The sequence below is a fragment of the Paraburkholderia youngii genome (assembly GCF_013366925.1).
Classification (GTDB): domain Bacteria; phylum Pseudomonadota; class Gammaproteobacteria; order Burkholderiales; family Burkholderiaceae; genus Paraburkholderia; species Paraburkholderia youngii.
In genome coordinates, this window is the sequence record NZ_JAALDK010000001.1 from 3,966,205 (window position 1) to 3,991,701 (window position 25,497).

The 25,497-nt window shown below is 64.7% G+C and carries 24 protein-coding genes and 1 riboswitch; of the genes, 13 read left to right on the top strand and 11 right to left on the bottom strand.

The genetic code is table 11. From position 1 onward, the window contains the following. Positions 1-22 precede the first annotated feature (22 nt). Positions 23-490, bottom strand: coding sequence for a DUF4863 family protein (locus G5S42_RS18285; protein WP_176108099.1), 468 nt, complete (start codon positions 488-490; stop codon positions 23-25). Positions 491-719: 229 nt separating this feature from the next. Between G5S42_RS18285 and G5S42_RS18290 the strand changes: the two genes are divergently transcribed. From G5S42_RS18290 to G5S42_RS18310, 5 genes are all read left to right on the top strand, one after another. Further along, entirely contained in the window at positions 720-1,721 is a 1,002-nt protein-coding gene (locus G5S42_RS18290; RefSeq protein WP_176108100.1) for a helix-turn-helix transcriptional regulator, read from the top strand. Between the two features lie 116 nt (positions 1,722-1,837). Continuing rightward, positions 1,838-3,517, top strand: coding sequence for a 2,3-epoxybenzoyl-CoA dihydrolase (gene boxC / locus G5S42_RS18295; RefSeq protein WP_176108101.1), 1,680 nt, complete (start codon positions 1,838-1,840; stop codon positions 3,515-3,517). 97 nt (positions 3,518-3,614) lie between these two features. Then, entirely contained in the window at positions 3,615-5,042 is a 1,428-nt protein-coding gene (gene boxB / locus G5S42_RS18300; RefSeq protein ID WP_176108102.1) for a benzoyl-CoA 2,3-epoxidase subunit BoxB, read from the top strand. A 59-nt stretch (positions 5,043-5,101) separates the two neighbouring features. Beyond that, positions 5,102-6,340 (top strand): benzoyl-CoA 2,3-epoxidase subunit BoxA, encoded by a 1,239-nt coding sequence (gene boxA, locus G5S42_RS18305; RefSeq protein ID WP_176108103.1) that lies wholly within the window; start codon positions 5,102-5,104, stop codon positions 6,338-6,340. Between the two features lie 112 nt (positions 6,341-6,452). Next, a complete protein-coding gene (locus G5S42_RS18310) occupies positions 6,453-7,232 on the top strand; it encodes an amino acid ABC transporter substrate-binding protein (RefSeq protein ID WP_176108104.1) in 780 nt (259 codons plus the stop codon). 128 nt (positions 7,233-7,360) lie between these two features. On the opposite strand, the gene leuA is transcribed toward G5S42_RS18310, so the two are convergent. Next, a complete protein-coding gene (gene leuA / locus G5S42_RS18315) occupies positions 7,361-9,067 on the bottom strand; it encodes a 2-isopropylmalate synthase (RefSeq protein ID WP_176108105.1) in 1,707 nt (568 codons plus the stop codon). A 330-nt stretch (positions 9,068-9,397) separates the two neighbouring features. Between leuA and G5S42_RS18320 the strand changes: the two genes are divergently transcribed. Further along, the gene (locus G5S42_RS18320) at positions 9,398-9,730 is read left to right on the top strand and encodes a hypothetical protein (RefSeq protein ID WP_176108106.1); all 333 of its coding nucleotides are present in this window, start codon (positions 9,398-9,400) and stop codon (positions 9,728-9,730) included. A gap of 44 nt (positions 9,731-9,774) precedes the next feature. Here G5S42_RS18320 and G5S42_RS18325 read toward each other — a convergent pair whose 3' ends face one another. Then, positions 9,775-10,392, bottom strand: coding sequence for a cadmium resistance transporter (locus G5S42_RS18325; RefSeq protein WP_176108107.1), 618 nt, complete (start codon positions 10,390-10,392; stop codon positions 9,775-9,777). A 145-nt stretch (positions 10,393-10,537) separates the two neighbouring features. On the opposite strand from G5S42_RS18325, the gene G5S42_RS18330 reads away from it, so the two are divergent. After that, positions 10,538-10,981, top strand: a complete 444-nt coding sequence (locus tag G5S42_RS18330; RefSeq protein ID WP_176108108.1) for a hypothetical protein — start codon at positions 10,538-10,540, stop codon at positions 10,979-10,981. A 50-nt stretch (positions 10,982-11,031) separates the two neighbouring features. Here G5S42_RS18330 and G5S42_RS18335 read toward each other — a convergent pair whose 3' ends face one another. After that, positions 11,032-12,285: a DUF3443 domain-containing protein gene (locus G5S42_RS18335; protein WP_176108109.1), complete on the bottom strand. Its 1,254-nt coding sequence runs from the start codon at positions 12,283-12,285 to the stop codon at positions 11,032-11,034. A gap of 70 nt (positions 12,286-12,355) precedes the next feature. Then, positions 12,356-12,820: a DUF2844 domain-containing protein gene (locus tag G5S42_RS18340; protein ID WP_176108110.1), complete on the bottom strand. Its 465-nt coding sequence runs from the start codon at positions 12,818-12,820 to the stop codon at positions 12,356-12,358. A gap of 399 nt (positions 12,821-13,219) precedes the next feature. Between G5S42_RS18340 and bamC the strand changes: the two genes are divergently transcribed. Next, on the top strand, positions 13,220-14,449 hold the full coding sequence (gene bamC, locus G5S42_RS18345) for an NlpB/DapX family lipoprotein (protein WP_176108111.1): 1,230 nt from the start codon (positions 13,220-13,222) through the stop codon (positions 14,447-14,449). Between the two features lie 83 nt (positions 14,450-14,532). Here the strand turns inward: bamC and G5S42_RS18350 are convergent, their stop codons facing one another. The 6 genes from G5S42_RS18350 to G5S42_RS18375 all read right to left on the bottom strand — a co-directional run bounded on the left by G5S42_RS18350 (position 14,533) and on the right by G5S42_RS18375 (position 21,350). Then, the gene (locus tag G5S42_RS18350; protein WP_246392032.1) at positions 14,533-15,462 is read right to left on the bottom strand and encodes a DMT family transporter; all 930 of its coding nucleotides are present in this window, start codon (positions 15,460-15,462) and stop codon (positions 14,533-14,535) included. Positions 15,463-15,753: 291 nt separating this feature from the next. After that, complete coding sequence (locus G5S42_RS18355; protein WP_176108113.1) at positions 15,754-17,352, bottom strand: L-lactate permease; 1,599 nt, start codon at positions 17,350-17,352, stop codon at positions 15,754-15,756. Positions 17,353-17,570: 218 nt separating this feature from the next. Further along, the gene (locus G5S42_RS18360) at positions 17,571-18,050 is read right to left on the bottom strand and encodes a hypothetical protein (protein ID WP_176108114.1); all 480 of its coding nucleotides are present in this window, start codon (positions 18,048-18,050) and stop codon (positions 17,571-17,573) included. A 244-nt stretch (positions 18,051-18,294) separates the two neighbouring features. Continuing rightward, entirely contained in the window at positions 18,295-18,519 is a 225-nt protein-coding gene (locus G5S42_RS18365) for a YMGG-like glycine zipper-containing protein (RefSeq protein ID WP_176108115.1), read from the bottom strand. Between the two features lie 150 nt (positions 18,520-18,669). Next, positions 18,670-20,601: a phosphomethylpyrimidine synthase ThiC gene (gene thiC, locus G5S42_RS18370; protein WP_176108116.1), complete on the bottom strand. Its 1,932-nt coding sequence runs from the start codon at positions 20,599-20,601 to the stop codon at positions 18,670-18,672. An 88-nt stretch (positions 20,602-20,689) separates the two neighbouring features. Continuing rightward, positions 20,690-20,807, bottom strand: a riboswitch (TPP riboswitch). 141 nt (positions 20,808-20,948) lie between these two features. Next, complete coding sequence (locus G5S42_RS18375) at positions 20,949-21,350, bottom strand: GreA/GreB family elongation factor (RefSeq protein WP_176108117.1); 402 nt, start codon at positions 21,348-21,350, stop codon at positions 20,949-20,951. Between the two features lie 592 nt (positions 21,351-21,942). On the opposite strand from G5S42_RS18375, the gene G5S42_RS18380 reads away from it, so the two are divergent. From G5S42_RS18380 to G5S42_RS18400, 5 genes are all read left to right on the top strand, one after another. Continuing rightward, a complete protein-coding gene (locus G5S42_RS18380; RefSeq protein WP_176108118.1) occupies positions 21,943-22,401 on the top strand; it encodes a hypothetical protein in 459 nt (152 codons plus the stop codon). Positions 22,402-22,509: 108 nt separating this feature from the next. Further along, positions 22,510-23,373: a DUF1223 domain-containing protein gene (locus G5S42_RS18385; protein WP_176108119.1), complete on the top strand. Its 864-nt coding sequence runs from the start codon at positions 22,510-22,512 to the stop codon at positions 23,371-23,373. 49 nt (positions 23,374-23,422) lie between these two features. Continuing rightward, positions 23,423-24,073 (top strand): cytochrome b/b6 domain-containing protein, encoded by a 651-nt coding sequence (locus G5S42_RS18390; RefSeq protein WP_176108120.1) that lies wholly within the window; start codon positions 23,423-23,425, stop codon positions 24,071-24,073. Positions 24,074-24,148: 75 nt separating this feature from the next. Beyond that, the gene (locus tag G5S42_RS18395) at positions 24,149-24,952 is read left to right on the top strand and encodes a molybdopterin-dependent oxidoreductase (RefSeq protein WP_176108121.1); all 804 of its coding nucleotides are present in this window, start codon (positions 24,149-24,151) and stop codon (positions 24,950-24,952) included. A 93-nt stretch (positions 24,953-25,045) separates the two neighbouring features. Then, positions 25,046-25,294 (top strand): pentapeptide MXKDX repeat protein, encoded by a 249-nt coding sequence (locus G5S42_RS18400; RefSeq protein WP_176108122.1) that lies wholly within the window; start codon positions 25,046-25,048, stop codon positions 25,292-25,294. Positions 25,295-25,497 lie beyond the last annotated feature (203 nt).

The following is a 25,497-nucleotide window of genomic DNA, read 5'->3' on the forward strand; positions in this document are numbered from 1 at the left end:
CTCGATGCTGGCCGCTCGCGGCTCAAGCGCGCGTGAATTCGATCGCCCCTTGCGGCAGCAGATACAGCACCAGCGCCTGGCCGTTCGCGACGGTCGGCCGATGCGCGGAGCCGGGGCCGTACACGCACCAGCCGGCCGGATGGCCGTCGAACGTCGCGCCTTCGGTGAGCGGCATGATCAGATCGATCTCGCCGTGCGGATGGACGTGGTGCGGACCGGCAATGTCCTGCATGTCGACGACGTCGACGGAAAAGCCGTGCGTGTCGGGCAACGCCTTGAAGATGCGGCCGTAGCGGATGCCGCCGGCCTCGCGGTTGCACAGCCAGCCTTCGGCGACGCCTGTGCGGCATGCGTTCGCGAGTTCGTGAAAGGTGGGACTGTCGGCGGGCCAGGTGTCGTTCAGCCAGTCGGCGAGCGCGGCGTCGAGCGGCCGCCCGGCGAGTTGCCCAGTGACGCCTGCGATCAGGCGCTGGAATTCCTGTGCGGACATGCGAGCCTCCAGAAGCGCGCTCACGCAGGCCGGTTGGCCGGCCCCCGGATGGCCGGCCCCCTGAACTTTGGTGCATGCGTGGTGCGGCGCCGTCTCCGTGACGCGGCCGGAATGCCAGGGCGGCGCGCGACTGTTTGTGATTGGATCAGCTTTTGGCGAAAATTAAACCGTTCATCTGGTGCGTGTCAAGCACTATAGTACATATGTCGTAGTCACGAGCTCGGAAAACATGAACCAAAAGTACCCCCCCGCACCGTTGGACGCAACCGACGGCGACGCGGCCCGCGCCGAACGCACCGAGCGCGCGGGTGACCGCGCGGCCGAACGCGGCGGTGATCGCGAAGAACGCGACCCGTTCCTGACCGCGATGGGCGAGCGCGTGCGTTTGCTGCGCGCTCGCCGCGGCATGACACGCAAGACGCTGGCGGCCGAAACCGGTTTGTCGGAGCGGCATCTGGCGAATCTCGAATCCGGCGTCGGCAATGCGTCGGTGCTGGTGCTGCGGCAGCTCGCGGCCGCGCTGAACTGCCCGCTCGCCGAGGTGATCGGCGACGAAACCACTGCGTCGGCCGAATGGCTGCTGATTCGCGAACTGCTGCAGGGGCGCGACCAGGCGGCGCTGCAGCGCGCGCGCATCGCGCTCGCGGAGATGTTCGCGCAGGCGCCGCGTGACCCACATCGCAAGGACCGGATTGCGCTGATCGGTCTGCGCGGCGCGGGCAAGTCGACGCTCGGACGCATGCTCGCGCAGGAGCGCAAGGTGCCGTTCATCGAACTCACGCGCGTGATCGAACAGCTCGCGGGTTGTCCGCCGTCGGAGATTCATTCGCTATACGGCGCGAGCGCGTATCGACGCTACGAGCAGCGCGCGCTAGAGGCGGTGATCCAGGAACATTCGCGCGCGGTGATCGCGTCCCCGGGCGGGCTCGTGTCGGAATCGGGCACGTTCAACGTGCTGCTGTCGCACTGCTTTACCGTGTGGTTGCAGGCGACGCCCGAAGAACATATGCGCCGCGTCGTCGCGCAAGGCGATCTGCGGCCGATGTCCGGCAACCGCGAGGCGATGGACGACCTGAAACGCATCCTTGCCGGGCGCGCGCAGCTGTACGGGCGCGCCGACATGACGTTCGACACCAGCGAAAAGACGCTCGCCGATGCGTACCTGCAGTTGCGCGACCGTCTCGCCGCGCGTCTCGCGGCGGAAGCGCCCGACGAAGCGCGCGTGAACTGACCGATCGGGAGCGCCAGGGTTTCCCCGTAAAAATGCACTAAAGTGCTTTACGCTGGTATGCTGATGCACTATTGTTCAAAAAAAACAGATTGCATCGTCCAGTCAGGAGACGCCCCATGTCCACAGCACCTACCGTCGTTGCCGAGGCCGCGCCGGTCGACTACCGCACCGAGCCGTCGCAGTACAAGCACTGGAAGCTGAGCTTCAACGGCCCGGTTGCGACGCTCGGCATCGACATTGCCGAGGACGGCGGCATTCGCGGCGGCTACAAGCTGAAGCTCAATTCGTACGACCTCGGCGTCGACATCGAGCTGCATGATGCGATCCAGCGGATTCGCTTCGAGCATCCGGAAGTCCGCACGGTGGTGGTGACGAGTCTGAAGGACCGGGTGTTCTGCTCGGGCGCGAATATCTTCATGCTGGGACTGTCGTCGCACGCTTGGAAGGTCAACTTCTGCAAGTTCACGAACGAAACGCGCAACGGGCTCGAAGATTCGTCGCGCCATTCGGGGCTGAAGTTTCTCGCCGCGGTGAACGGCGCATGCGCGGGCGGTGGTTATGAGCTCGCGCTCGCCTGCGACGAAATCTATCTGATCGACGATCGTTCCTCTTCGGTGTCACTGCCGGAAGTGCCGCTGCTCGGCGTGCTGCCCGGCACCGGCGGCCTCACGCGCGTGACCGATAAACGGAAGGTGCGCCACGATCGCGCGGATATTTTCTGCACGGTGGTCGAGGGTGTGCGTGGCGAGCGTGCGAAGGCATGGCGTCTCGTCGACGAAGTCGTGAAGCCGAACCAGTTCGAGAAGGCGATTCAGGCGCGCGCGCTCGAACTCGGCGCGCACAGCGATCGTCCGGCCGATGCCAAGGGCGTCGCGCTCACGCGCATAGAACGCACGGATCGCGAAGACGGCCTCGGCTATCAAACCGTGGACGTGACCATCGATCGCGCGAAACGTGTGGCGACCTTCACCGCGCGCGCGCCGCGCACCGAGCAACCGACCGACCTGGCCGCAATCGTCGCGGCCGGCGCCAACTGGTGGCCGCTGCAATTCGCCCGTGAACTCGACGACGCGATCCTGTCGATGCGCACCAACGCGCTCGACATCGGCACCTGGGTGTTCAAGACCGAAGGCGACGCCCGCCACCTGCTCGCCGTCGATGCGACGCTGCTGCGGCACAAGGATCACTGGTTCGTGCGCGAAACGATCGGCATGCTGCGCCGCACGTTCGCGCGCCTCGACGTGTCGTCGCGTTCCATCTTCACGCTGATCGAGCCGGGTTCGTGCTTCGCCGGCACGTTCGCCGAACTCGCGTTCGCTGCCGATCGCACCTACATGGCGGCGCTGCCCGACAACGAGGACGAGGAGCCGTCGATCACGCTGTCGGAAGTCAACTTCGGTCTGTATCCGATGGTCACGCATCAATCGCGGCTCGCGCGGCGCTTCTACGAGGAAGCCGGGCCCCTCGACGCGGTGCGCGCGCTGATCGGCCAGCCGGTCAAGGCGCTCGACGCCGAGCGCCTCGGTCTCGTCACCGCGTCGCCGGACGATATCGATTGGGCCGACGAAATCCGCATCGCGCTCGAAGAGCGCGCGGCGATGTCGCCCGATGCATTGACCGGCCTCGAAGCGAATCTGCGCTTCAATGGGCCGGAGACGATGGAGACGCGCATCTTCGGCCGTCTCACCGCCTGGCAGAACTGGATCTTCAACCGGCCGAACGCAGTGGGCGACAAGGGTGCGCTCAAGGTGTACGGCAAGGGCAGCAAGGCGCAATTCGATGTGTCGCGCGTGTAATCGGCATCGCGCTCACACCGACTAAACGACGCCGCCTGCCGATACGCGCCTTTCGCACTGCAGCTTCCGAACAGGGAATTGACCCAGGGAACCGACCATGTCCTCGATCAACTACAGCGAAAAGATTCCGAACAACGTCAACCTCGCCGACGACCGCGCGCTGCAACGCGCGCTCGAACAGTGGCAGCCGAACTTTCTGTCGTGGTGGTGCGATATGGGCCCGGAAGGCTCGCACAGCTACGACGTGTATCTGCGCACCGCGGTCAGCGTGGACGCGGGCGGCTGGGCGCACTTCGACTACGTGAAGATGCCGGAGTACCGCTGGGGCATTTTCCTCACGCCGGGCGAACAGGATCGCAAGATCCACTTCGGCGAGCACAAGGGCGAGGCCGCGTGGCAGGACGTGCCCGGCGAGCATCGCGCGAACCTGCGCCGCATCATCGTCACGCAGGGTGATACGGAGCCGGCTTCGGTCGAGCAGCAGCGTCACCTCGGCTTGACCGCGCCGTCGCTGTACGATCTGCGCAACCTGTTCCAGGTCAACGTCGAGGAAGGCCGTCATCTGTGGGCGATGGTGTATCTGCTGCATCGCTACTTCGGCCGCGACGGTCGCGAGGAAGCCGAAGCCTTGCTTGGCCGCCGCTCGGGCGACGAAGACAATCCGCGCATTCTCGGCGCGTTCAACGAGAAAACGCCGGACTGGCTCGCGTTCTACATGTTCACGTACTTCACCGACCGCGACGGCAAGTTCCAGCTGTCGGCGCTCGCGGAGTCGGGCTTCGATCCGCTCGCGCGCACCACGAAGTTCATGCTGACCGAGGAAGCGCATCATATGTTCGTCGGCGAATCGGGCGTGTCGCGCGTGATCCAGCGCACCGCGCAGGTGATGAACGAACTCGGCACCGACGACGTCGCCAGGATCCGCGCAGCCGGCGTGATCGATCTGCCGACCATCCAGCGCTATCTGAACTTCCATTACTCGGTCACGATCGACCTGTTCGGCGCCGATCATTCGTCGAACGCGGCGACGTTCTATAGCTCCGGCCTGAAGGGGCGCTACGAGGAAGGCAAGCGCGACGACGATCATCGCCTGAACGAGCATAGCTACAAGCTGCTCGACGTGCAGGACGGCAAGCTCGTCGAGCGCGAAGTGCCGATGCTCAACGCGATGAACGAAGTGCTGCGCGACGATTACATCAAGGACTCGGTCTCCGGCGTCGGGCGCTGGAACAAGGTGCTCGAGAAGGCCGGCATCGACTTTCGCATGACGGTGCCGCACAAGGCGTTCAACCGGCAGATCGGCACGTTCGCGGGCACTCGGGTGTCGCCCGAGGGGCGCGTCATCAGCGAAGCCGAATGGGCCGCCAACGAAGCGAAGTGGCTCGCCACGCCGGAAGACCGCGCGTTCGTCGCTTCGCTGATGGGGCGCGTTGCCGAACCGGGCAAGTTCGCGAACTGGATCGCGCCGCCTGCGATGGGCGTGAACCGTCAGCCGGTCGATTTCGAATACGTGCGCTTCAACTGAAGCAAGCGAAGCACGAATGGCACGCCACGCGCGCGCCGTATTGCCAGGTGGAGGAAGTCATGAACGGCCCAGTATCGGTCGAAGTGCTGCGGCAACATCTGATCGATCCGGAGATCTGCATTCGCTGCAACACCTGCGAAGAGACCTGTCCGATCGATGCGATCACGCACGACGACAACAACTACGTCGTGAAGGCCGACGTCTGCAACGGCTGCATGGCCTGCGTGCCGCCTTGCCCGACCGGTGCGATCGACAACTGGCGCACGGTGCTGAAGGCCGACGCGTATCCGATCGACGAGCAGTTCACATGGGACGTGCTGCCGGAGCAGAACACGATGGCGGTGCCGGCTGAAGAAACGGCGGCCCCGTCCGCCGCGGGCGACAGTTCCGACGAAGCGGACGGCCTCGAAGTCGATACCGTGCGCGGCGCGGTCGTGCCGCCGTGGTCGGCTGCGAAGCCGTACGTGAATCTGTACACGCACAAGGCGCCGACGACCGCGACGGTGGTCGGCAACTACCGGCTCACCGACAGCGCGACGTCGAGCGACATCCATCACATCGTGCTCGACTTCGGCTCGATGCCGTTTCCGGTGCTCGAAGGCCAGTCGATCGGCATTCTGCCACCGGGCACCGCCGCCGACGGCCGCGTGCACCACGCGCGCCAGTACTCGATCGCGAGTCCGCGCGATGGCGAGCGGCCCGGCTATAACAACGTGTCGCTGACTGTGAAGCGCGTGTCGCAGCAGCACGGCGACGCGATCGACGGCGTCTGTTCGAACTATCTGTGCGATCTGAAGAAGGGCGACGTCGTCAACGTGATCGGTCCGTTCGGCAGCACCTTCCTGATGCCGAATCATCCGAACTCGCATCTGCTGATGATCTGCACGGGCACCGGTTCCGCGCCGATGCGCGCGATGACCGAGTACCGCCGGCGCAAGCGCCTCAAAGGCGCGACCGGCAAGCTGATGCTGTTCTTCGGCGCGCGCACCAAGGAGGAGCTGCCGTACTTTGGACCGCTGACGAATCTGCCAAAGGACTTCATCGACACCACGCTCGCGTTTTCGCGCACGCCGGGACAGCCGAAGCGCTACGTGCAGGATGCGATGCGCGAACGTTCGGCCGACGTCGCGAACCTGCTGAAGGACGACAACACCTATATCTACGTGTGCGGCCTCAAAGGCATGGAGGACGGCGTGCTGCAGGCGCTCAAAGACATCGGCGAGCAGCATCAGCTCGATTGGGAAGCGTTGTGGGCGAAGCTGAAGCGGGAAGGGCGGCTGCATCTGGAGACGTACTGACGTACTGACGGACTGATCGCGCGCGCGACGCTTTGAAAATCGCGGACGGTTTGCTACAGTCGGCCCACGCAGCCGGCCGCCACCTGCGCAGCCACTCAGACGGAGCCGTCCGATGAAGCCGATTCGTTCACTCGCGATGCTCGCGCTATTGCAGGCCGTGCTGGCGCATCCGGCGAGCGCCGACGACCTCGCGCAGATCAAGGCAGCGGGCGTGTTCCGGATTGGCACCGAAGGCACGTACGCACCGTTCACTTATCACGACGACACGGGCAAGCTGACCGGCTTCGACGTCGAACTCGCCCGCGCGATCGCGCAGCGTCTCGGGGTCAAGCCGCTATTCATCGAAGCCAGATGGGATGGGTTGATCGCCGGTCTCGACGTCAACCGCTACGACGCGGTGATCAACGAGGTCGCGATCACCGACGAGCGCAAGCTCAAATACGATTACTCGGACCCGTATATCACGTCGCACGCGGTGCTGATCGTCGCATCGGACAATACAACGATCAAATCTTTCGATGACCTGAACGGCCGCAAGTCGGCCAATACGCTGACCAGCAACGTCGGCAGGATCGCGGCAGCGCACGGCGCGCAGGTGATTCCGGCGCAGGGCTTCGACGAATCGATCGATCTGCTCGTCACGGGCCGCGTCGATGCGACCGTCAACGATTCATTGTCGTTTCTCGACTATAAGAAGCGCGTGCCCGACGCGAGAATCAAGGTCGTCGCGGTCGATACGTCGCCCGATAGCAGCGACAAGTCGGCGGTACTGATCCGCAAGGGCAATCCGAAGCTGCGCGTCGCGATCGACGACGCGCTCGCCCGCATGAGAAAAGACGGTACCTATCAGCGGATTTCGCTGAAGTACTTCGGCCGCGACGTGTTTCATTGAATCTCGGCCTGCGGTGACGCGGACAAATTCACGAAAAAAAAAGGGTGTCGTCGAGACACCCCTTCTTCATTGCCATCAGCCCGTTGAACATGTGGCGGGACGCGCGTTCAACGCGGCAGACTCAGGACTCACACCGTCGCGTCGCTCAGCGCGGCGTCGAAGAAACGCTCCTGTGCATCCGCGTTCACGCGTGCATACGCGCGGTTCACGCCGCTGATCACCGCGCGAATCGACGCGGTGATCAGGTTCGCATCGACACCGACGCCGAACGCGCTGCCGGCCACATCGGCGCCCGCCATTTCGGCGATCGCGATCGCGCGCGCATCGGCGCCCTGCGTGAGCGCGCGTTCCTCGTAGTGCTGGATGCGCACGGGCACGTCGAACGCGTGCATCAGCGCGTCGAGCGGGCCGTTGCCTGCGCCCGTCAGCACGCGCGGCGTGCCGTTGATTTCGACGTTGAGCTTGATGTGCTCGCGGCCGTCATGCTCGGACAGGCTGTGGCCGATGTAGCGGACCGGCTCGGCCGTGCGCACGTATTCCTGCTGGAACAGTTCCCAGATCTGCGCGGGCGTGACTTCCTGGCCGCTGTTGTCGGTGAAGCGCTGCACGGCCGAGCTGAAGTCCACCTGCAGGCGGCGCGGCAACACAACGCCGTAGCTCTGCTCGAGCAGATATGCGATGCCGCCCTTGCCCGACTGGCTGTTCACGCGAATCACGGAGTCGTAGGTGCGGCCGAGGTCGCTCGGATCGATCGGCATGTACGGCACTTCCCAGATCGCGTCCGGCTTCTGCGCGGCGAAGCCCTTCTTGATCGCGTCCTGGTGCGAGCCCGAGAACGCGGTGAAGACGAGATCGCCGACATACGGGTGACGCGGATGGATCGGCAACTGCGTGCATTCCTCGGCCGTGCGCGCGACTTCGTTGATGTTCGAGAAATCGAGCTCGGGATCGACGCCTTGCGTGTACAAATTCAACGCGAGCGTGACGAGATCGACGTTGCCGGTGCGCTCGCCGTTGCCGAACAGGCAGCCTTCGACGCGATCCGCGCCCGCCATCACGGCGAGCTCCGCGGCGGCGACGGCCGTACCACGGTCGTTATGCGGATGGACGGAGACGATCAGCGAATCGCGGCGTGCGAGATTGCGGTGCATCCATTCGATCTGGTCCGCGTAGACGTTCGGCGTGGCCATTTCGACGGTGGCCGGCAGATTGACGATCGCCTTATGCTCGGGCGTCGGTTGCCAGATGTCGAACACCGCGTCGCAGACTTCCTTCGCGAATTCGAGTTCGGTGCCGCTGAACACTTCCGGGCTGTATTGCAGCGTGAAGTGCGTTTCCGGCTGCGCGTCGGCGAGGCGCTTCACCGTGCGCGCGGCCTTCTGCGCGAGTTCGATCACGCCGCTCTTTTCGAGGCCGAACACGATCTTGCGGAAGTCCGGCGCGGTCGCGTTGTACAGGTGGACGATCGCGCGCGGGGCGCCGCGCAACGATTCGAACGTACGCTCGATCAGATCGTCGCGCGCCTGCGTGAGCACTTCGATCGTCACGTCGTCGGGAATATGGCTACCCTCGATCAGCTCGCGCACGAAGTCGAAATCGGTCTGCGAGGCTGACGGAAACCCGACTTCGATTTCCTTGAAGCCGATCTGCACCAGCGTCTTGAACATGCGCATCTTGCGCTCGGCGTTCATCGGCTCGAACAGCGCCTGGTTGCCGTCACGCAGGTCGGTGCTCATCCAGATCGGCGCGCGCGTGATGGTGCGCGACGGCCACTGGCGATCCGTCAAATTGATCGGCTTGAACGAACGGTACTTGGTAGCGGGGTTTTTCAACATTTTCATCATCCGAGGGAGAGACCGTGGAACGGGTGTCGACCGGACGACGAAAACGCGATACTGGGCCGCCGGTCGGAAACCGGGGCTGGGTCAGTTACTGGGGATTCAAGCGATGCTTCGGTGTATCAGAGAGAAGCGGACGCGCGCAGCAGCAGACCTAGCCCGGTAGAGCGGGCTAGTAGTAGCGATAGGGTGGTCTGGGCGCGGTACATAGTGCGCAATGGGAACATATTATTGAGATTGCGTCAAGGGCACGCAGTGTGCTCGTGCCGCGTTCGATTCACGGGTGAGCTCACGAGGCATCGTCAATTCACTGAGCAGGAGGCGAACATGAAACGAGTAGCGCGGATATCCGCTGTCGCAAGGATCGGCGCGTGCGCGGCGTTGGCGTGCGGGTTCGTCGGGCAGGCCGGCGCGCAGGGGCTCAGCGCGCAGAACGACATGCACGCGCCGCAGAACAGCACGCGCCTGATGCCACATGCGGCGCTCGGCAGCGAGTATCCGACGCACGGCAACCAGCAGGCGGGCGAGTTGAATCTGAATCCGACCGATCCTCGCGCGCAACTGGTCAACGGCTTGCCGAACAACCCGAGCGCGGGCGGCTATGGCGCGCCGCTGGCCGGCGTGCGTACTTACGTGCAACCGCTGCGGCCGGCAAATTGACTTCGTCGACGCCTGGACAGTGTTTCGACCGAGCCCCGCGTTGCTCACCCGCCGGACAAAAGCCGCAGCGTATCGCTGTTCAACAACACCGATACGCCTATCGCGAACAGGATCAGCGGCAGCACCGCCGAGCCGTACCGCCGGATCGGCCCGCCGAGCAACGGATGGTCGACGAGCCATGCCGCGCCCGCGCCCCACAGCCCGATCATCACGATGAACACGAGCGAAACCAGCGCGTTCTCGGCGGGTGTATGACTGGCGTACAGCGGCACGTAGACGGCGAGGTTGTCCGAGCCGTTGGCGATGGCGACGCTCGCGACGGTCCAGCTCGATGAGCCGCGAATGGATGGCGGAGCGCTTGTACGGCCGTCCTCGCTATCCCTATTCAGTGCGTGGCCAGAACCGAAGCGCTGCCACGCCTTGTGCAGTCCCACGACGATCGGCAGCAAGCCGAGCAGGCCGACATACCCGGCCGGCAGGCGCGTGAGCAAGGCCGCGAGCACGAGCGCCGCGGCGACGAGGATCAATGATCCCGCGTACTGTCCCGCGACCACGCGACGCCGTTTTGCGCCCGCTTCGGCCAGAAAGCCGAGCAGGACGAACAGGTTGTCGATATTGGTCGCGGCATAGGCGACGATTGCGAGCAGGACGAGGCTGAGCATGAAGAAGCCGGAATCGTTACCGGAGGGAGTCGCTTGGAATTCGCCGCGCCATGTGGGCAACCGGGCGGCCGGCCAACACGATGCCGATGCGCCGCGTCAAGGTCAAGCGGCTACAATGGCCGGGACCTCGAACAACGGAATATCGATGAAGATTCGCCTTCTCTCTGTCGCCTGTCTCGCGAGCGCCGCGGCGCTGCTGCCGGCCTGCACCATCGTCACCCGCAACTCGAGCGCCTGTGAACAATTGATGCGCAGCAAGCTGGCCGAGCCGTCGTCGGGGATGTCGTCGGATCGGCTGCGGGTCACGCATCGCGGGGCCGCGATTCGCGGCTCGCGGGTCGTGGTGGAGGGGACCATCGAGCATGCGGTGAGCGCGTCCGCGACCGCGGCTTCCGCGCCGCTCACGGCATCGGCGTCGCAAGCGGCCTCCGAGGCCAAGGTGGCCGCGAAGCCGGCCCAGCCGTCGAGAGTCCGCACGCCGGCCGCCGCCGAGTGCACATTCCACGGCGAACAGCTCGACGTATTCCGCTGGCTCGCGCCGCCGCAGCTGGCCACGCCGGCAGCACAACCGGCCAGCGCGGCGGGCTGAGTTCGCAGCCGCGCGCCGCACCGTCGCTGCGCATCCAACCCAGGCAACCCTCAGAACGCGTAATACGGTCCCTGGCCGGCCGACGTATTGCGCGTCGCAATCGCCGTGTAAATGCGTTTGCCGTAAAAGAACGGCAAGCCCCAGCCGAAACCCAGACTCGAATTGCCGGCGAGATTGTCGAACGCGTTGTTCGACGACGAGAACAGCGTGTTCGAATTGGCGATGTCGAACGAAACCGTGCTCGACACGCCATCGATGCCGCTGATCGACGCGCTTGCCGACTGCGTCGAAGTCGGGCAGTACCAGAAGCCGCACAACGGGAACTGCGTCGAGTGGAAGAAGAGGCCGTTCGAGCCGCTGTCGAGATAGCTCACCGCATAGGTCAGGCCGCCCGTGTTCGTCGTCACGTAACCGGTCGCCGAGTTCGCCCTCAGAACGTTCGTGCCCGTGAGCATATTGTTCGACTGGGTGCCGATGCCGAAGATCAGCGAGCCTGACACGCTCGCCGCGCCCGCATCGGCGACGGCTGGCAGGTCGATCACGACGCCGTTGTTATCGAGCGGGAAGCTGCTGACCGGATTGGTCACCTGCTGCGCGAGCGGCTGCGCGGTCGGGCTGCAGCCGCTCGTCGTGCAGCTGTAGTACCAGCGCGGCAACGCGGAGTTCGCGCAGCCGTTGCCGCAGTCGACCGGGAACAGGCCCACGCCGAGGATGCCATTCGCGTGCAGGCTCGATACGGTCAGCAGCGACGCGCCGCCGGAGTTCGCGCAGTCGGCGGGTGCGCCGGGCAGCGCGCTGTCGGCGATCAGTTGGATCGGAATCGATGACGCCTGTTGGCCAGCCATGCGTACGTCCGCGGTGTGAATCGAGCCCCACGCGTAGCCGCTGCCGAATACCGCACATTCGGCGCTTACGCCGCTGCCCGCGGCGATGGTCGGCAGCGACAGGGTGGTCGGCAGCGCCGATGCGAGGATGCGCAGGCCGTTCGAGCCGGTGTCCACCTGGATGTCGTCGATCGTCGCACAGTTGCCGGTGCCGGCCTGGCAGACGGTGACGCTCGTCATCAGCATGTTGCGCGTATTGCCGGGCGATACGCCGACCGTGACCGGCTGCACGTTGGGCGTGGTCGATTGCGGCACGTTCGCGCTGGGAGTCGGCGCGCTCGCGGAACTGGTCGGCGCGCTCGCGGACGGCGTCGAGCCGGAGCCGGACGAGCCGGACGAACTGCCGCCTCCGCCGCCGCAGCCGACCAGGGCCGCGCAGACGATCATAAGCAGGGCATGGAAACGCAAGGCGGATTTCATGGCGTGGCGGTCCGTCTGGTGGAACTCAGGCGTGAAAGGGGGCGCGACCGACGCGTGCGGGGCGCGCGCGTCACTGGATGTCGTCCGAGGTGACGCCGGCGGGCAAAGCCGCCGGCAGCCACGCGCGGCCGACGTAGCCACGCATCGGTCCGCCGGACTCGACGATCACGTCGGAGCGCGCGACCCGCGACGAATGCAGATTGCCGCTGCCGGCCGCCGCCGCGGCGCCGGTCTTGTACGAGTCGCCGTATTTGCCGAGCAGCGCGTGCAGATCCGGCATCGTCGGGCCTTGCCATGCGTAGGCGACGATCAGGCCGGTGCTGGTCGCGTATTCGTTGATGGTGGTATTGCCGGCGTCGGTCCACGTGCGCTCGCGCAGTGCGCCATTGAGCAGCGTGCGCGGCGCGCTCGCGCCCACCACCGCCTGGCTCGGCATCGTGCCGCCCAATTCGGCATGCGCGCCGAAGCTCGCGCAGCACGCGACGACGGCGATCACCGAGGCGATCGCGGATGAATGGAGACTGCACTTGGACATGAGGCCTTCCTCGTTTGGTGCCGGATTTTTATTGAGATAACTCGATTAACGTAGCACCGGTTTTCTTCTGGTCTTTGCACATTGCGGCGGACAGGACCGCACGCCATGTTGAAAAACAAGCCGCATGCAGACCGGAAGCCCTTATTCGGCGGGCCTCCGGCGAAGACTTGGTAATACTCCCAAGGGTCAACTCGAAAGTGTCATTGAGTGTTAAATTTACCTCATAAGAGGGCAAATAGCGTGACGGGCGCGGCCTTTTTTCCCAAGGCCGTTGCGTCGCCATGGCATGCGGCGAGTCCCGGGCAAACCCCAGTTTTTGCACACGCCTCGCCGGGACCGGTAAAATGTTGGGTTGATCCACGGAAACTTGCCGTGGCGTAGCGGAAGGATTCCCCGAACATGACTGATTTTCGTCTCACCAAGCGGTTTGCAGTAATGCTCATGGCAGGCGGGCTGGTCGCCGGCTGCGGTACCTCGTCGCCGACCAAAATCGACTATAGGAGCGACTCCCGTTCGAAGCAGGTATCGCTTGCCGTACCGCCGAACATGATCGACGAGACGGCCGATCAGCGTTCGCTGCCGCCGCAGGGCGGCGAAACCTCGCTGTCCACGCTGAAACAGGTGCAGGCGCAGGCGCCGGCCGGCGATGCGGTTGCGGTCGTGCCGCCCGTCCAGGGCATCCACATCCAGCGCGACGGCACCGAAAGCTGGCTCGTGATCGACAACAAAACGCCCGATCAGGCCTGGCCGCAAATACGCCGCTTCTGGCAGGAGCAGGGCTTCCTGCTCGTCGTCGACCAGCGCGACAAGGGCGTGATGGAAACCGACTGGAACGAAACCCACGCGCAGATCAACGACGGCTTTATCCGCAACACGCTGTCGAAGGCGATGGGCAACAGCTACGTGAGCTCGGAGCGCAACAAGTTCCGCACGCGTCTCGAAGCCGCGCCGAAGGGCGGCACCTACGTGTTCGTCAGCCAGAAAGGCATGCGTGAGGCGATCACCGGTACGAACAACGAGTCGACCCAGTGGCAACCCAAGCCGAACGACCCGGCGCTCGAGCAGGAATATCTGAAGCGCCTGATGGCCTCGCTCGCGCGGGCTGAATCGGGTGCGGGTGGCACGCAGAACGCCGAGCTGTCGCCTGCGGGCACGCAGATCGCGCCGAACGCGGCGACGGCGGGTGCGAAGTCGGCGACGGCCGCCGTTGTCGCGCAGAACGTCGCGCTGGCGGCCCAGCCGTCGACGCCGGACGTGGATTCGGCCAACAATACGTCGGCGCAGCTGTCATCGACCGAACTCACGCTCGGCGAGCCGTATGACCGTGCGTGGCTGCGCGTAGGCCTCGCGCTCGATCGCAGCAATTTCACGGTCGACGACCGCGACGTGAGCCGCGGCCTGTATTTCGTGCGCTACGTTGATCCGAAGGATATGTCGTCGGCCGAGCAGGGCTTCTGGAGCCAGGTCTTCCACGGCCGGAAGGAGAAGGTCGCCAAGGAGTATCGCGTGAACGTGCGCGCGGTGACGCCGAACCAGACCCGCGTGGCCGTGGTCGACGACAAGGGGCAAGTCGACGAAAGCTCGCAGGCCAAGCAGATCATGAGCCTGATGGCCTATCAGCTGCGCTGATACGAGAGCCTCGCGGCCAACGCCGCCGGTTCGACGAAACAACCGCCCGGAGCAATCCGGGCGGTTTTTTTTCGACCGCGCCCTCAGGTATCCGCGCGCCGCCGGGTGCCCACCCACGGCAGCCGCTTGATCACGCCGGTCGCCAACGCGGTCCCGACCAGAATCACCGCGCACCCCTCAAGCATGCCGGGCGACACCGTCTCGCCCAGAAACAGCGCGCCCCACAGAATGCCGAAGATCGGAATCACGAAGGTCACGGTGATCGCGCGTGTCGGCCCGGCGACCGCGATCAGATGGAAGAACAGCATGTACGCGATGCCGGTGCAGGCGACGCCGAGCGCGATCACCGCGCCCCACGCGCGCAGCGAGATCGGCGCGGCGGGCCAGTAGACCACCGCGAGCGGCAGCAATACGATCGTCGCGCCGATCATCGTGCCGGTCGCGACGCTGAGCGCGTCGACGCCAGTCAGGTGACGCTTCGTGTAATTGGCGGCGATGCCATAGAGCAGCGTGGCACCGAGCGCGGCGCCGGCCGCGAGTGCGACGGTGAGCGGCGAGGCGGCCGAGCCGTCCGGCGCCGCGATCTGGTCCCACACGAGCATCAGCACGCCGAGAAAGCCGACCACGAGGCCGAGCGTGCGCAGCGCGCTGAGCCGGTCGCGCAGCCACAGAAAGCCGACCAGCGCGCCCCACAGCGGCGCGCACGCATTGATCACCGACGTGACGCCCGCCGACAGCGTCAGCTCGGCATACGCGAACAGGCAGAATGGCGCCGCCGAATTGAGGATGCCGACAACGAGCAGCGGCAACGCATGCGTGCGCAACACCGTGGCGGACTGTTGCAGCGGCCGTCGCGCGATCAGCACGATCGCGAGAAAGAGGGCGCCGATGCCGACGCGCAGCGCCATCAGCGGCGCGACGCCGAAGTCGGTCACGCCGACGCGGATGAACAGGAACGATGCGCCCCACAGGGCGGCGAGGATCAGCAGTTGCAGAAGGTTTCTGGCTTTCATTGGAATGGCGCCGCGCGCAGTTGAGTCGAGACGCCAGCTCATCCTAACAGTGCGATCGCGCGATTCGTTTCAATGCGGGATGAAACGGCAAGATCCGGGAGACGGCCGCGTCCGGGTAGGTCGATCGTAAACGCCGCGAGGGTGCGCGCCAAACGAGCAATTCTCACCGATATGTGAGAAAAATTGCGATGGGGCGGAGCGGTAGCGGGGACGGAATTGCAAACGGCGCCTGCGATGCGCGGGCGCCGTCCGAAACAATGTGAACTGCGTTGCGCCGTCAGCGGCGCGAGCTCAGTGCGGAATCATCCATTGCAGGAAGTTCTGCTGCGCCCACACGAGCACGCCGAGCAGCACCGTGAGCAGAATCGAATGTTTGAAGGTCTTGGCGAACACGACGCCTTCCTTGCCCTTCAACTCGGTGGTCGCGACGCCGGTCGAAATGTTCTGCGGCGAGATCATCTTGCCCATCACGCCGCCCGACGAGTTGGTCGCCGCCATCAGCACCGGATTCAGATTGAGCTGCTTGGCCGCCACCACCTGCAGATTGCCGAACAGCGCATTGCCCGACGTATCGCTGCCCGACAGGAACACCGCGACCCATCCAAGGAATGCCGACACGAGCGGAAACACCGGCCCGACCGACGCGACTCCGAGGCCGAGCGTGTAGTTGAGGCCCGAGTAGTTCATCAGATACGCGAGGCCGACGATCGTCGCCACGGTCAGAATCGCGATGCGCGTTTGCACCCACGTGTCGGAGATCGCCTTGCCGAACTCGGCGGGGGAGAGCCGCACGACGAACGCGGTGATGAGCGCCGCGACGAGGATCGCGGTGCCGGTCGCAAGCGGCTGGAAGTCCCAGATCGCGCCGTACGGCGTGTTGTACAGCGTGATGAACACGGCCTTGTCGAGACCCGGCCACGATACCTTGACGTCGCCGATCGTGAAGATCCTCGCGACCGTCCAGACGATCACGACAACCGACACGATGATCCACGGATACCAGCCCTGCACGCCGCCGATTTTGCCGCGCACCTCGTTGATGCGATCGACGTTGATCGCAAATTTCGGATCGGCGACGGGCTTCCAGACCCGCAGGAACGCCACGGTCAGGATCAGCGAAACCAGCGAAGACAGCACGTCGGTCAGGCTGTAGTTCACGAAGTTCGAGACGACGAACTGGGTCAGCGCGAAGCTCAGGCCCGACACCAGCAGCACCGGCCAGATCCGCAGCATGTTGCGAAAGCCCGCGTACACGCCGATCACATAGAAGGGCAGCAGGACTGCAAAGAACGGCAATTGCCGCCCGACCATCTTGCCGAGCACATCGGACGGCAAATGCGTGACCGCGCCGAGGACCGTGATCGGCACGCCGAGCGCGCCGAACGCGACCGGCGCGGTATTGAAGATCAGCGTGAAGACCAGCGCTTCGAGCGTTGGAAAGCCGAGCATGATCAAGAGTGAGCTCGTGATCGCGACCGGAGTGCCGAAGCCCGAAATGCCCTCGAGCAGCGCGCCGAACGAAAAGCCGACCACGACGAGCACGATGCGCCGGTCGTTCGGCAGGTTGTCGATCATCCACAGGCGGAAGGCCTCGAAGCGTCCCGAGCGCAGCGCGATGTTGTACAGCAGGATCGCGGTGAACACGATCCACATCACTGGCCAGATCGCAAAGACGACGCCGGCCGCGACCGAGTTGAACGCGAGCCCGAGCGGAAACTGCCAGACGAAAATCGCTACGATCAAACCGACGATCAATCCCGCGAGCGACGCCTGCCACGCTGGCCTGCGCGCCCAGCCGAGCAGCGCGAGCACGACGATGATCGGCAGCGCGGCGACGATAAACGACGCAACAAGCGAATTACCGACTGGAGTGAGCAGTTGATGAAACATCACCTCTCCTTCGTTATTGTGTAATTCGACGCGGGAGATTGCGCATGACGGCGCGTCGCTCTGGCACGGCGGACGCTCGCGAGTGGCCTCGACCAAGCGGCGGCGCCTGATTTAAGCGGGTGCTGCGTGCAACCTTTCAAGAATAGAGCGCCATATCGGCGAGTCAAGCCGGGAAAGTACGGGCGGGTGTGCGCGGTGGCGGGCGAACGAAAGACAGGTCAATGCCAATGGCCGCCCCAATGGCCGCCCCCATGGCCCCCCCAGTAGCCACCAATGCCGATCGCAATCGACGGTCCATAGTAGGCGGGATAGCCGTAATAGGCGGGATAAGGATAAGCGGGCGGCGGATAGTAGGCGGGATACACCGGCGGCGCCACATACACGGGCGCGGCGGCTGCATAACCGGGCGGCATGTCCTGCGGCGCGACCTGCATTTGCGCCTGGGCTTGAGGCGTCTGCTGTGGATCGGTGGCCGGTGCGGTTTGGTCCGCTGTGGTCGCGGGCGCGGTCGAATAGTACGACGTGTAATAGCCCGCGGGATAGTAGCCGACGGGGTAATAGCAGCCGGCTAAAAACAGACTGGAGGCGAGCGCGGAAATCGCGGCGGCGGGCCGCGCGAACCTTGCGGAAAAACTGGATGCCTCGCGTGGCGTCGAGAGGCGCACCGCGCGAAGATGGGTGACGACGCGGGACTTCATAACGCGCTCCTCGATGAACCGATGCCGCCTCGCGCGACGTCGTTATGAGGAGCTTACGCTTCTGCCGCGGCAGCGCTGTGGCAAAACCGCAACCGCATATTTCAGTCTATTTCCACGCGCGCTGTCGGGACGAGGGCGCACCGCATTCGCGGCCCTCGTCAGTCCAGTGCGTGGTCGGAATAAATGGTTGGCTGTCCTGTATGAATCGTCAGACGCATCATCGGACGCAACGCTCGCTTGCCGCTCACTTGCCGATCTGGTTACCGATGACACCGCCCACGGCCGCGCCGCCCAACGTCGACAAGCCGCTGCCGCCGATCGCCGCGCCGGCCGCGCCGCCGACACCCGCGCCGATCGCGGTATCGCGTGTGCGTGGGGACATGTCGCCGCACGCCGCCACACCCGCGACGAGCGCAAGCGCGACTGCGACCGTGCCAAGACGAGTACCGAGTTGACGGATCGATTTCATGATGCTGACTCCCTTCGTTGTTGGAAGTAGTTGTTTCTTTCTGTCAGCACACAACGTGCCTGCTCGACGCGGCGGAATAAAAAAAGCCCGCCATGCCGGCGGGCTTCGATACTGCAGGGCGCTAGGTCGCGCGCGCGTCGCGCAAGCCGCTTATTGCCGCTGATAAATCTCCGCGCCTTGCTTCATGAATTCGATCGACTTGACTTCCATGCCTTTCTGCAGCGCTTCGTTATCGCTGACGCCCTGTTGCGCGGCGAACTCGCGCACGTCCTGGGTGATCTTCATCGAGCAGAAGTGCGGGCCGCACATCGAGCAGAAATGCGCGACCTTGGCCGAATCCTTCGGCAGCGTCTCGTCGTGGAATTCGCGCGCCTTGTCCGGGTCGAGACCGAGATTGAACTGGTCTTCCCAGCGGAATTCGAAGCGTGCCTTCGACAGCGCGTTGTCGCGTACCTGCGCGCCCGGATGACCCTTCGCGAGGTCCGCTGCGTGCGCCGCGAGCTTGTACGTGATGATGCCGGTCTTCACGTCGTCCTTGTTCGGCAGACCGAGGTGTTCCTTCGGCGTCACGTAGCACAGCATCGCGGTGCCGAACCAGCCGATCATCGCGGCGCCGATGCCCGACGTGATGTGGTCGTAGCCCGGCGCGATGTCGGTGGTCAGCGGCCCGAGCGTGTAGAACGGCGCTTCGTCGCACCAGTCGAGCTGCAGGTCCATGTTCTCCTTGATCAGCTGCATCGGCACATGGCCCGGACCTTCGATCATCACCTGCACGTCGTGCTTCCATGCGATCTGCGTGAGCTCGCCGAGCGTCTTCAGCTCGCCCAGTTGCGCTTCGTCGTTCGCGTCGTAGATCGAGCCGGGACGCAGGCCGTCGCCGAGCGAGAAGGCCACGTCGTAGGCCTTCATGATTTCGCAGATCTCTTCGAAGTGCTCGTACAGGAAGCTTTCCTTGTGATGCGCGAGACACCACTTCGCCATGATCGAGCCGCCGCGCGACACGATGCCGGTCATCCGGTTCGCGGTGAGCGGCACGTATTGCAGACGCACGCCCGCGTGGATCGTGAAGTAGTCGACGCCCTGCTCAGCCTGTTCAATGAGGGTGTCGCGGAAGATTTCCCACGTCAGATCTTCGGCCTTGCCGTTGACCTTTTCGAGCGCCTGGTAGATCGGCACCGTGCCGATCGGCACCGGGCTGTTGCGGATGATCCATTCGCGCGTTTCATGAATGTGCTTGCCGGTCGACAGATCCATCACCGTGTCGCCGCCCCAGCGGATCGCCCACGTCATCTTGTCGACTTCCTCGCCGATGGAGGAGGTCACCGCCGAGTTGCCGATGTTCGCATTGACCTTCACGAGGAAGTTGCGGCCGATGATCATCGGCTCGCTCTCCGGATGATTGATGTTGTTCGGGATGATCGCGCGGCCGCGCGCGATTTCCTCGCGCACGAATTCCGCGGTGATTTCGCTGAGACCGTTCGGACCGAACGCGCTCGCGCCGAATGCCTGGCCGGGGTGCTGGCGGCCCATCATCGCGGCGAGCTTCGCGCCGTTCGGGCCGCTCGCCTTCAAGGTCTCCAGATACTCGGCACGACGCTGGTTCTCGCGAATCGCGATGTATTCCATTTCCGGCGTGATGATGCCTTGCTTCGCGTAGTGCATCTGCGTCACGTTCTGGCCGGCGATCGCGCGGCGCGGCGTGCGATGCAGGCCCGGGAAACGCAGCTGCGCGGTGGCCGGATCGGCGGCGCGCTCGCGGCTGAAGCTGCTCGACAGACCGGTCAGCGGCTCGGTGTCGCCGCGCTCCTCGATCCACGCCTGACGCAGCGCGGGCAGACCCGCGCGGATGTCGATCTTCGCGTCCGGGTCGGAGTAGGGGCCCGACGTGTCGTACACGTAGATCGGCGGATTCTTTTCGCCGCCGAAGCTGTCGGGCGTGTCTGCCTGCGAGATTTCGCGCATCGGCACGCGGATGTCGGGGCGTGAGCCGGTCACGTAGACCTTGCGCGAATTCGGCAGCGGCGCGACGGCGGCCTCGTCCACATGGGCTTCGGCGGAAATAAACTTCGGATTGGCGTTCATGTAAGTCTCCGTACAAAGTGGGGCGGCTAAGCAGGAGACTGAGATGGAAGTGGTCGGAAATCGCTAAGAGGTAAGGCTGTCGAGGCTGGTGCGAGATCCGTACGCTTCCCTGCGCTGGCATTATCCAGATCAGGTTCAAAGGGTATTTCTCACCCACGCAACACGGACCTCCAGCTCCGCGCTACGCAGGACCCCCGCGTTAGCAGCGCACACGATACACCGCCCGCCCGCGGTTTGGCAACCTGTCTGAGTGATTCAAAAAACTGGTCCAGATGAATCCAGACATCTCCTATGCTAATTTCGAGACCGCATCAGACAGGGCAATTTACAGCAATTGAACAGCCGGCTTACAGCGAAAAATCGTCGGCGGCTTCGGGCTGATACAGAATTTTGTCGATCTTGAGCACTTGCTGATCGCCGCTGGGTGGCGTAAAGCTGATGCTCTCGCCGCGGCGCGCGCCGAGCAGCGCGAGGCCAGCCGGCGAGAATACGTTCAGCCGCCCTTGCGCGAAATCGGCGTTGGGCGGATAGACGACGGTCCACGTCATTTGTTCGCCGCTCGCCGAATCGATCAGCGTTGCTTGCGAGTTCATCGTGACGACGTCGGCCGGGATGTCGTGCGAGTCGACGATTACCGCACGTTCGAGCACGTCGTCGAGCATGTGCTGCAGCTTGGCGTTGGCGGCCGCATGTTTCTCGAGGCGGGTCACGTCGAGTTCGGTCAGATAGCAGGTTTTGATCTTCTTCATCATCAGGACTCCGATAAGGCGGTGAAGGATGGCCGCGTGCGACGATCCCATGCGGGTGGTCGGCGGATGAGTGCGAATGGGAAAGCCCGGAGCCCGGCGACGCGGCCCCCGGGTATCGGCAGGCTGCGTCAGCGAGGGCGCCGGGCGGCGTGAAGCGGGAGCATTCGGGACGTCTCGCCGGGGCCGTGCGGCGCGACGCCCGCGCGCGCGCAGCCGCCTGCGCGGCATGGGCGCAAGCGGGCGAGAGCACGGAAAGTCGGACGACGCAGCGAAGTCACGGGCAAAACGACCAGGTGATGGGAATAGCGAACGGCCGGTTGCCGCGCAGCAAAACGTGAAGCCCGCGACACCAGCGACGAAAGCTTGATGTTAGCACGCTGTCTCGGGCACTTCCGTTGGCGACATCGCGCTCCGTCGATCGGCCGTCTTTGTGCGGTGCCAGAAGAAAGCGACGTGATCCGCATTGCGTTCAAGCCAGTCAAAGGATTGCCGTTAAACAAAGTGCAGCGAAGGCCGCACTCCAGCGAAGCGATTCGCGGGATGGCGCGTGAATGGCGCGACGCGACTCGCGCCGATTGACAGAGAGGTGCACATGAAAGCGGAAACAATGCGGTGGCGAACGTTCGGTCGCACAGCCGCGGTGGTGGCATTGCTTGCCGCGCCGCTGGCGGCGCCGGCGGCATCGGCGGTGACGGGCGGCGTGATCCGGTTCGTGGGGATGATCGTCGCACCGCCGCTGCAGATCAGCGCGGATACGGCGCCCACTGGCATCGCCGTCGATAGCGCGAGCGTGGCCGGTCAGCGCTTCTCGCGCACGGTGACGTTCAGCGCGCCGCCGGGCGTCGTCAGCGGGGCCGATGTCGCGCTCGAAGTGAACGGCGGCACGCAGTCGCGCGATCGGGTGGCAGCGCGTTTCGTCGATGGCGCCGGGCACGGCGTGGTGGCCCGCGACGGCCACTACGCGGTCGATCGCGCGGGCGGGGTGCTGTCGCTGAACGCGCGGCGCACCGTTACGGACACGCGCGTGACGGTAGTGGTTAGTTACGACTGAGTCGCGGCGAGCCTTGGCTCGCTACCCATGCCGGAAAAAAATTAAAAGAGGCTTGTCATAACCGGCCGCGCGGTTCGACAAACGTGCAGATTACGATCGGAGCACGTCATGTCGACCGCGCACAATCGCTCGCTACTTCAGCGCTTTGCGACTTTTTCCAGGGCCGCCGCCGGCCTCGCGCTCGTTGTGCTGAGCGCTTCGGGCATCCGTGCGGCCGATGCGGCCGGGCCCCTATGCGCGACGCACAGCCCCGCGCACCGGTTAGCGCTCGTCGAGCTGTACAGCAGCGAGGGCTGCGATAGCTGCCCGCCCGCCGACCGTTGGCTCGGTCAATGGAAAAGCAACGGCGTCGCCCACGGCATCGTGCCGCTCGCACTGCACGTCGACTACTGGAACAGCCTCGGCTGGAGCGACCGGTTTTCCCAGCATCGCTTCACCGAACGTCAGGAGACGCTGACGCATCTCGCGGGTGCGCACACGATCTATACGCCGGAAGTGTTCGTCGCGGGCCGCGAGTTGCGCGACTGGTCGCAACGCGACAGTTTCGAGCGCCGCATCGACGAACTCGTCGCCGCACCCGCGCAGGCCAATGTCGCGCTCGCGCTGAGCCCGCGTGCGCCCGGCGCGTTCGATGTCGATGCGCAGTTCAGCACGACGGCCGCCGCCATCACGGGTCCGTCGAGCGCCTATGTTGCGGTCTACGAGAACGCGCTGACGACGCAGGTCGGCGCGGGCGAAAACCGCGGCGCGACGCTGCATCACGAACGGGTCGTCCGTGCCTGGTTCGGGCCCGTGCCACTCGTCGCCGGTCACGCGCGGATTCGTCAGGACATCGATCTACGCGAAGCGAGCGTCGACGCGAAAGCCGATCCGATCGACAACGCCGCCGACCGCTTCGGCGTGGTCGCGTTCGTCGAAAACGACGCGAGCGGCGACGTGCTGCAAGCGGCCGATCTTCCCGCGTGCCGTTGATCGACATCGCACGCGCCGCATTCTCTACCGCTGCCCGAGGAGAGCCGCCATGTCCACACCCACACCGCACGCCTTGCGCCCCGGCGCGCCCTCCGCGCCAGCCGCACCCAAGCGCGGCGTCATTCACCCGCTGTGGCTGCGCATCACGCATTGGCTGAACGCGCTCGCGGCGATCGTGATGATGCTGTCGGGCTGGCGCATCTACGACGCGTCGCCGATCTTCCCGGCGTTCAGCTTTCCGACCGCGATCACGCTGGGCGGCTGGCTCGGCGGCGCGCTGCAATGGCACTTCGCGGCGATGTGGCTGCTGGTGTTCAACGGCCTCGTGTATATCGCGCTGAATCTCGCGAGCGGGCGTTTCGTGCGCAAGTTCCTGCCGCTGACGCCGCGCGCGGTGCTGCGCGATTTCATCGCCGCGTTGCGCGGGAAGCTGTCGCACGACGATCTGCGCGTCTATAACGCGGTGCAGAAATTCGCCTACCTGTTCGCGATCGCCGATCTGATCGTGCTGGTGCTCTCGGGGCTCGCGATCTGGAAGTCGGTGCAGTTTCCGCTGCTGCGTGACCTGATGGGCGGCTACGACAACGCACGCGTCGTGCACTTCACCGCGATGTCGCTGCTGGCCGCGTTTCTTGCGGTGCATCTGGCGATGGTCGCGCTCGTGCCGCGGTCGTTGCTCGCGATGCTGCGCGGACGTTGAGCCGCGGCTGCTCACGGCCATCCCGATATTCACGCTCATCGACGCGCCACCCGAACCCCCTATGGATACCGAATCATGAACAAGCCGATCGACAAACCAGCAGACCAACCCACGCAGCGTGTTGGCCACACGCTCGACCGCGCATCGATCCTGCTCGATGTGAAGCGCGAACTCGCGATGCCGTCGCGCCGCCTGTTCGGCAAGCAGCTATTGACGCTCGGCGGTCTATCGATGCTGAGCGGCTGCTCGCTGACCGACGACGCTTCCGTGAACCGCTTCCTCACCGCCGTGTCGCGGCTGAACGATCGCGCCCAGGCCGCGCTGTTCGACCCCAAGCAGCTCGCGCCGACCTACACGGAAGCGCAGATCACGCGACCGTTTCCCTTCAACGCGTACTACGGCATCGACGACGTGCCGCACGTCGACGGCTCCGATTATCAGCTGAAGCTGAGCGGGCTCGTGACCGGCAAGCGCGTGTGGACGCTGCCCGAACTGTACGCGCTGCCGCATGCCGAGCAGATCACGCGGCATATCTGCGTCGAAGGCTGGAGCGCGATCGGCCGCTGGGGCGGCACGCCCTTCGGCGATTTTCTGCGGCGTGTCGGCGCGGATACGACGGCGAAGTACGTCGGCTTCAAATGCGCGGACGACTACTACGAAAGCATCGACATGCCGACCGCATTACATCCGCAAACGCTGCTGACGTTTTCTTACGACGGCGAGCGACTACCCGCGAAATACGGCTACCCGATGAAGCTGCGCATGCCGACCAAGCTCGGCTACAAGAATCCGAAGCACATCGTCGAGATATTCGTCACCAATACGTATCCCGGCGGCTATTGGGTCGACCAGGGCTACAACTGGTTCGGAGGCTCCTGACGCATGCGGGCGCACGCGCGCTTGCGGCAGCGGCTTCGGAAGCACGCCGGCACGGGCCGGTTTCGATTCATCCACCACCAACGGAGTCATCCCATGAAGAAGATTGCAATCACCACGATCGCACTGCTGATGCTGGCAAGCGGCGGCGCCGCATTCGCGCAGGCAAGCGGCGCGATGTCGAACGATGCGATGTCGAAAGACGCGATGTCGAAAGATTCGATGTCCAAAGACAGCATGTCGAAGGACAGCATGAAAAAGGACGCAATGAAACACGATTCGATGAAAAAGGGCGGCGGCGCGATGGGCATGAAGCACGAGGCGTCGGGCGCGATGGGCAACTGAGTCGGCGCCAGGGTGCTTAGCGATCCTGCCGATGCGCGGAGCATCGAACGGATTCGACACCGAATGCAAGCCGGGGATGCGTCCCCGGCTTTTCTGTTGCGGGAACACCAAAAAGTTACGATTCTGTCGCGCGGCGCACTCGGCGCTTACTGCATAATGCGTTGCGCGCCGTGGCTTTCGCCCGCGGCGTCGCCGCGCATCGC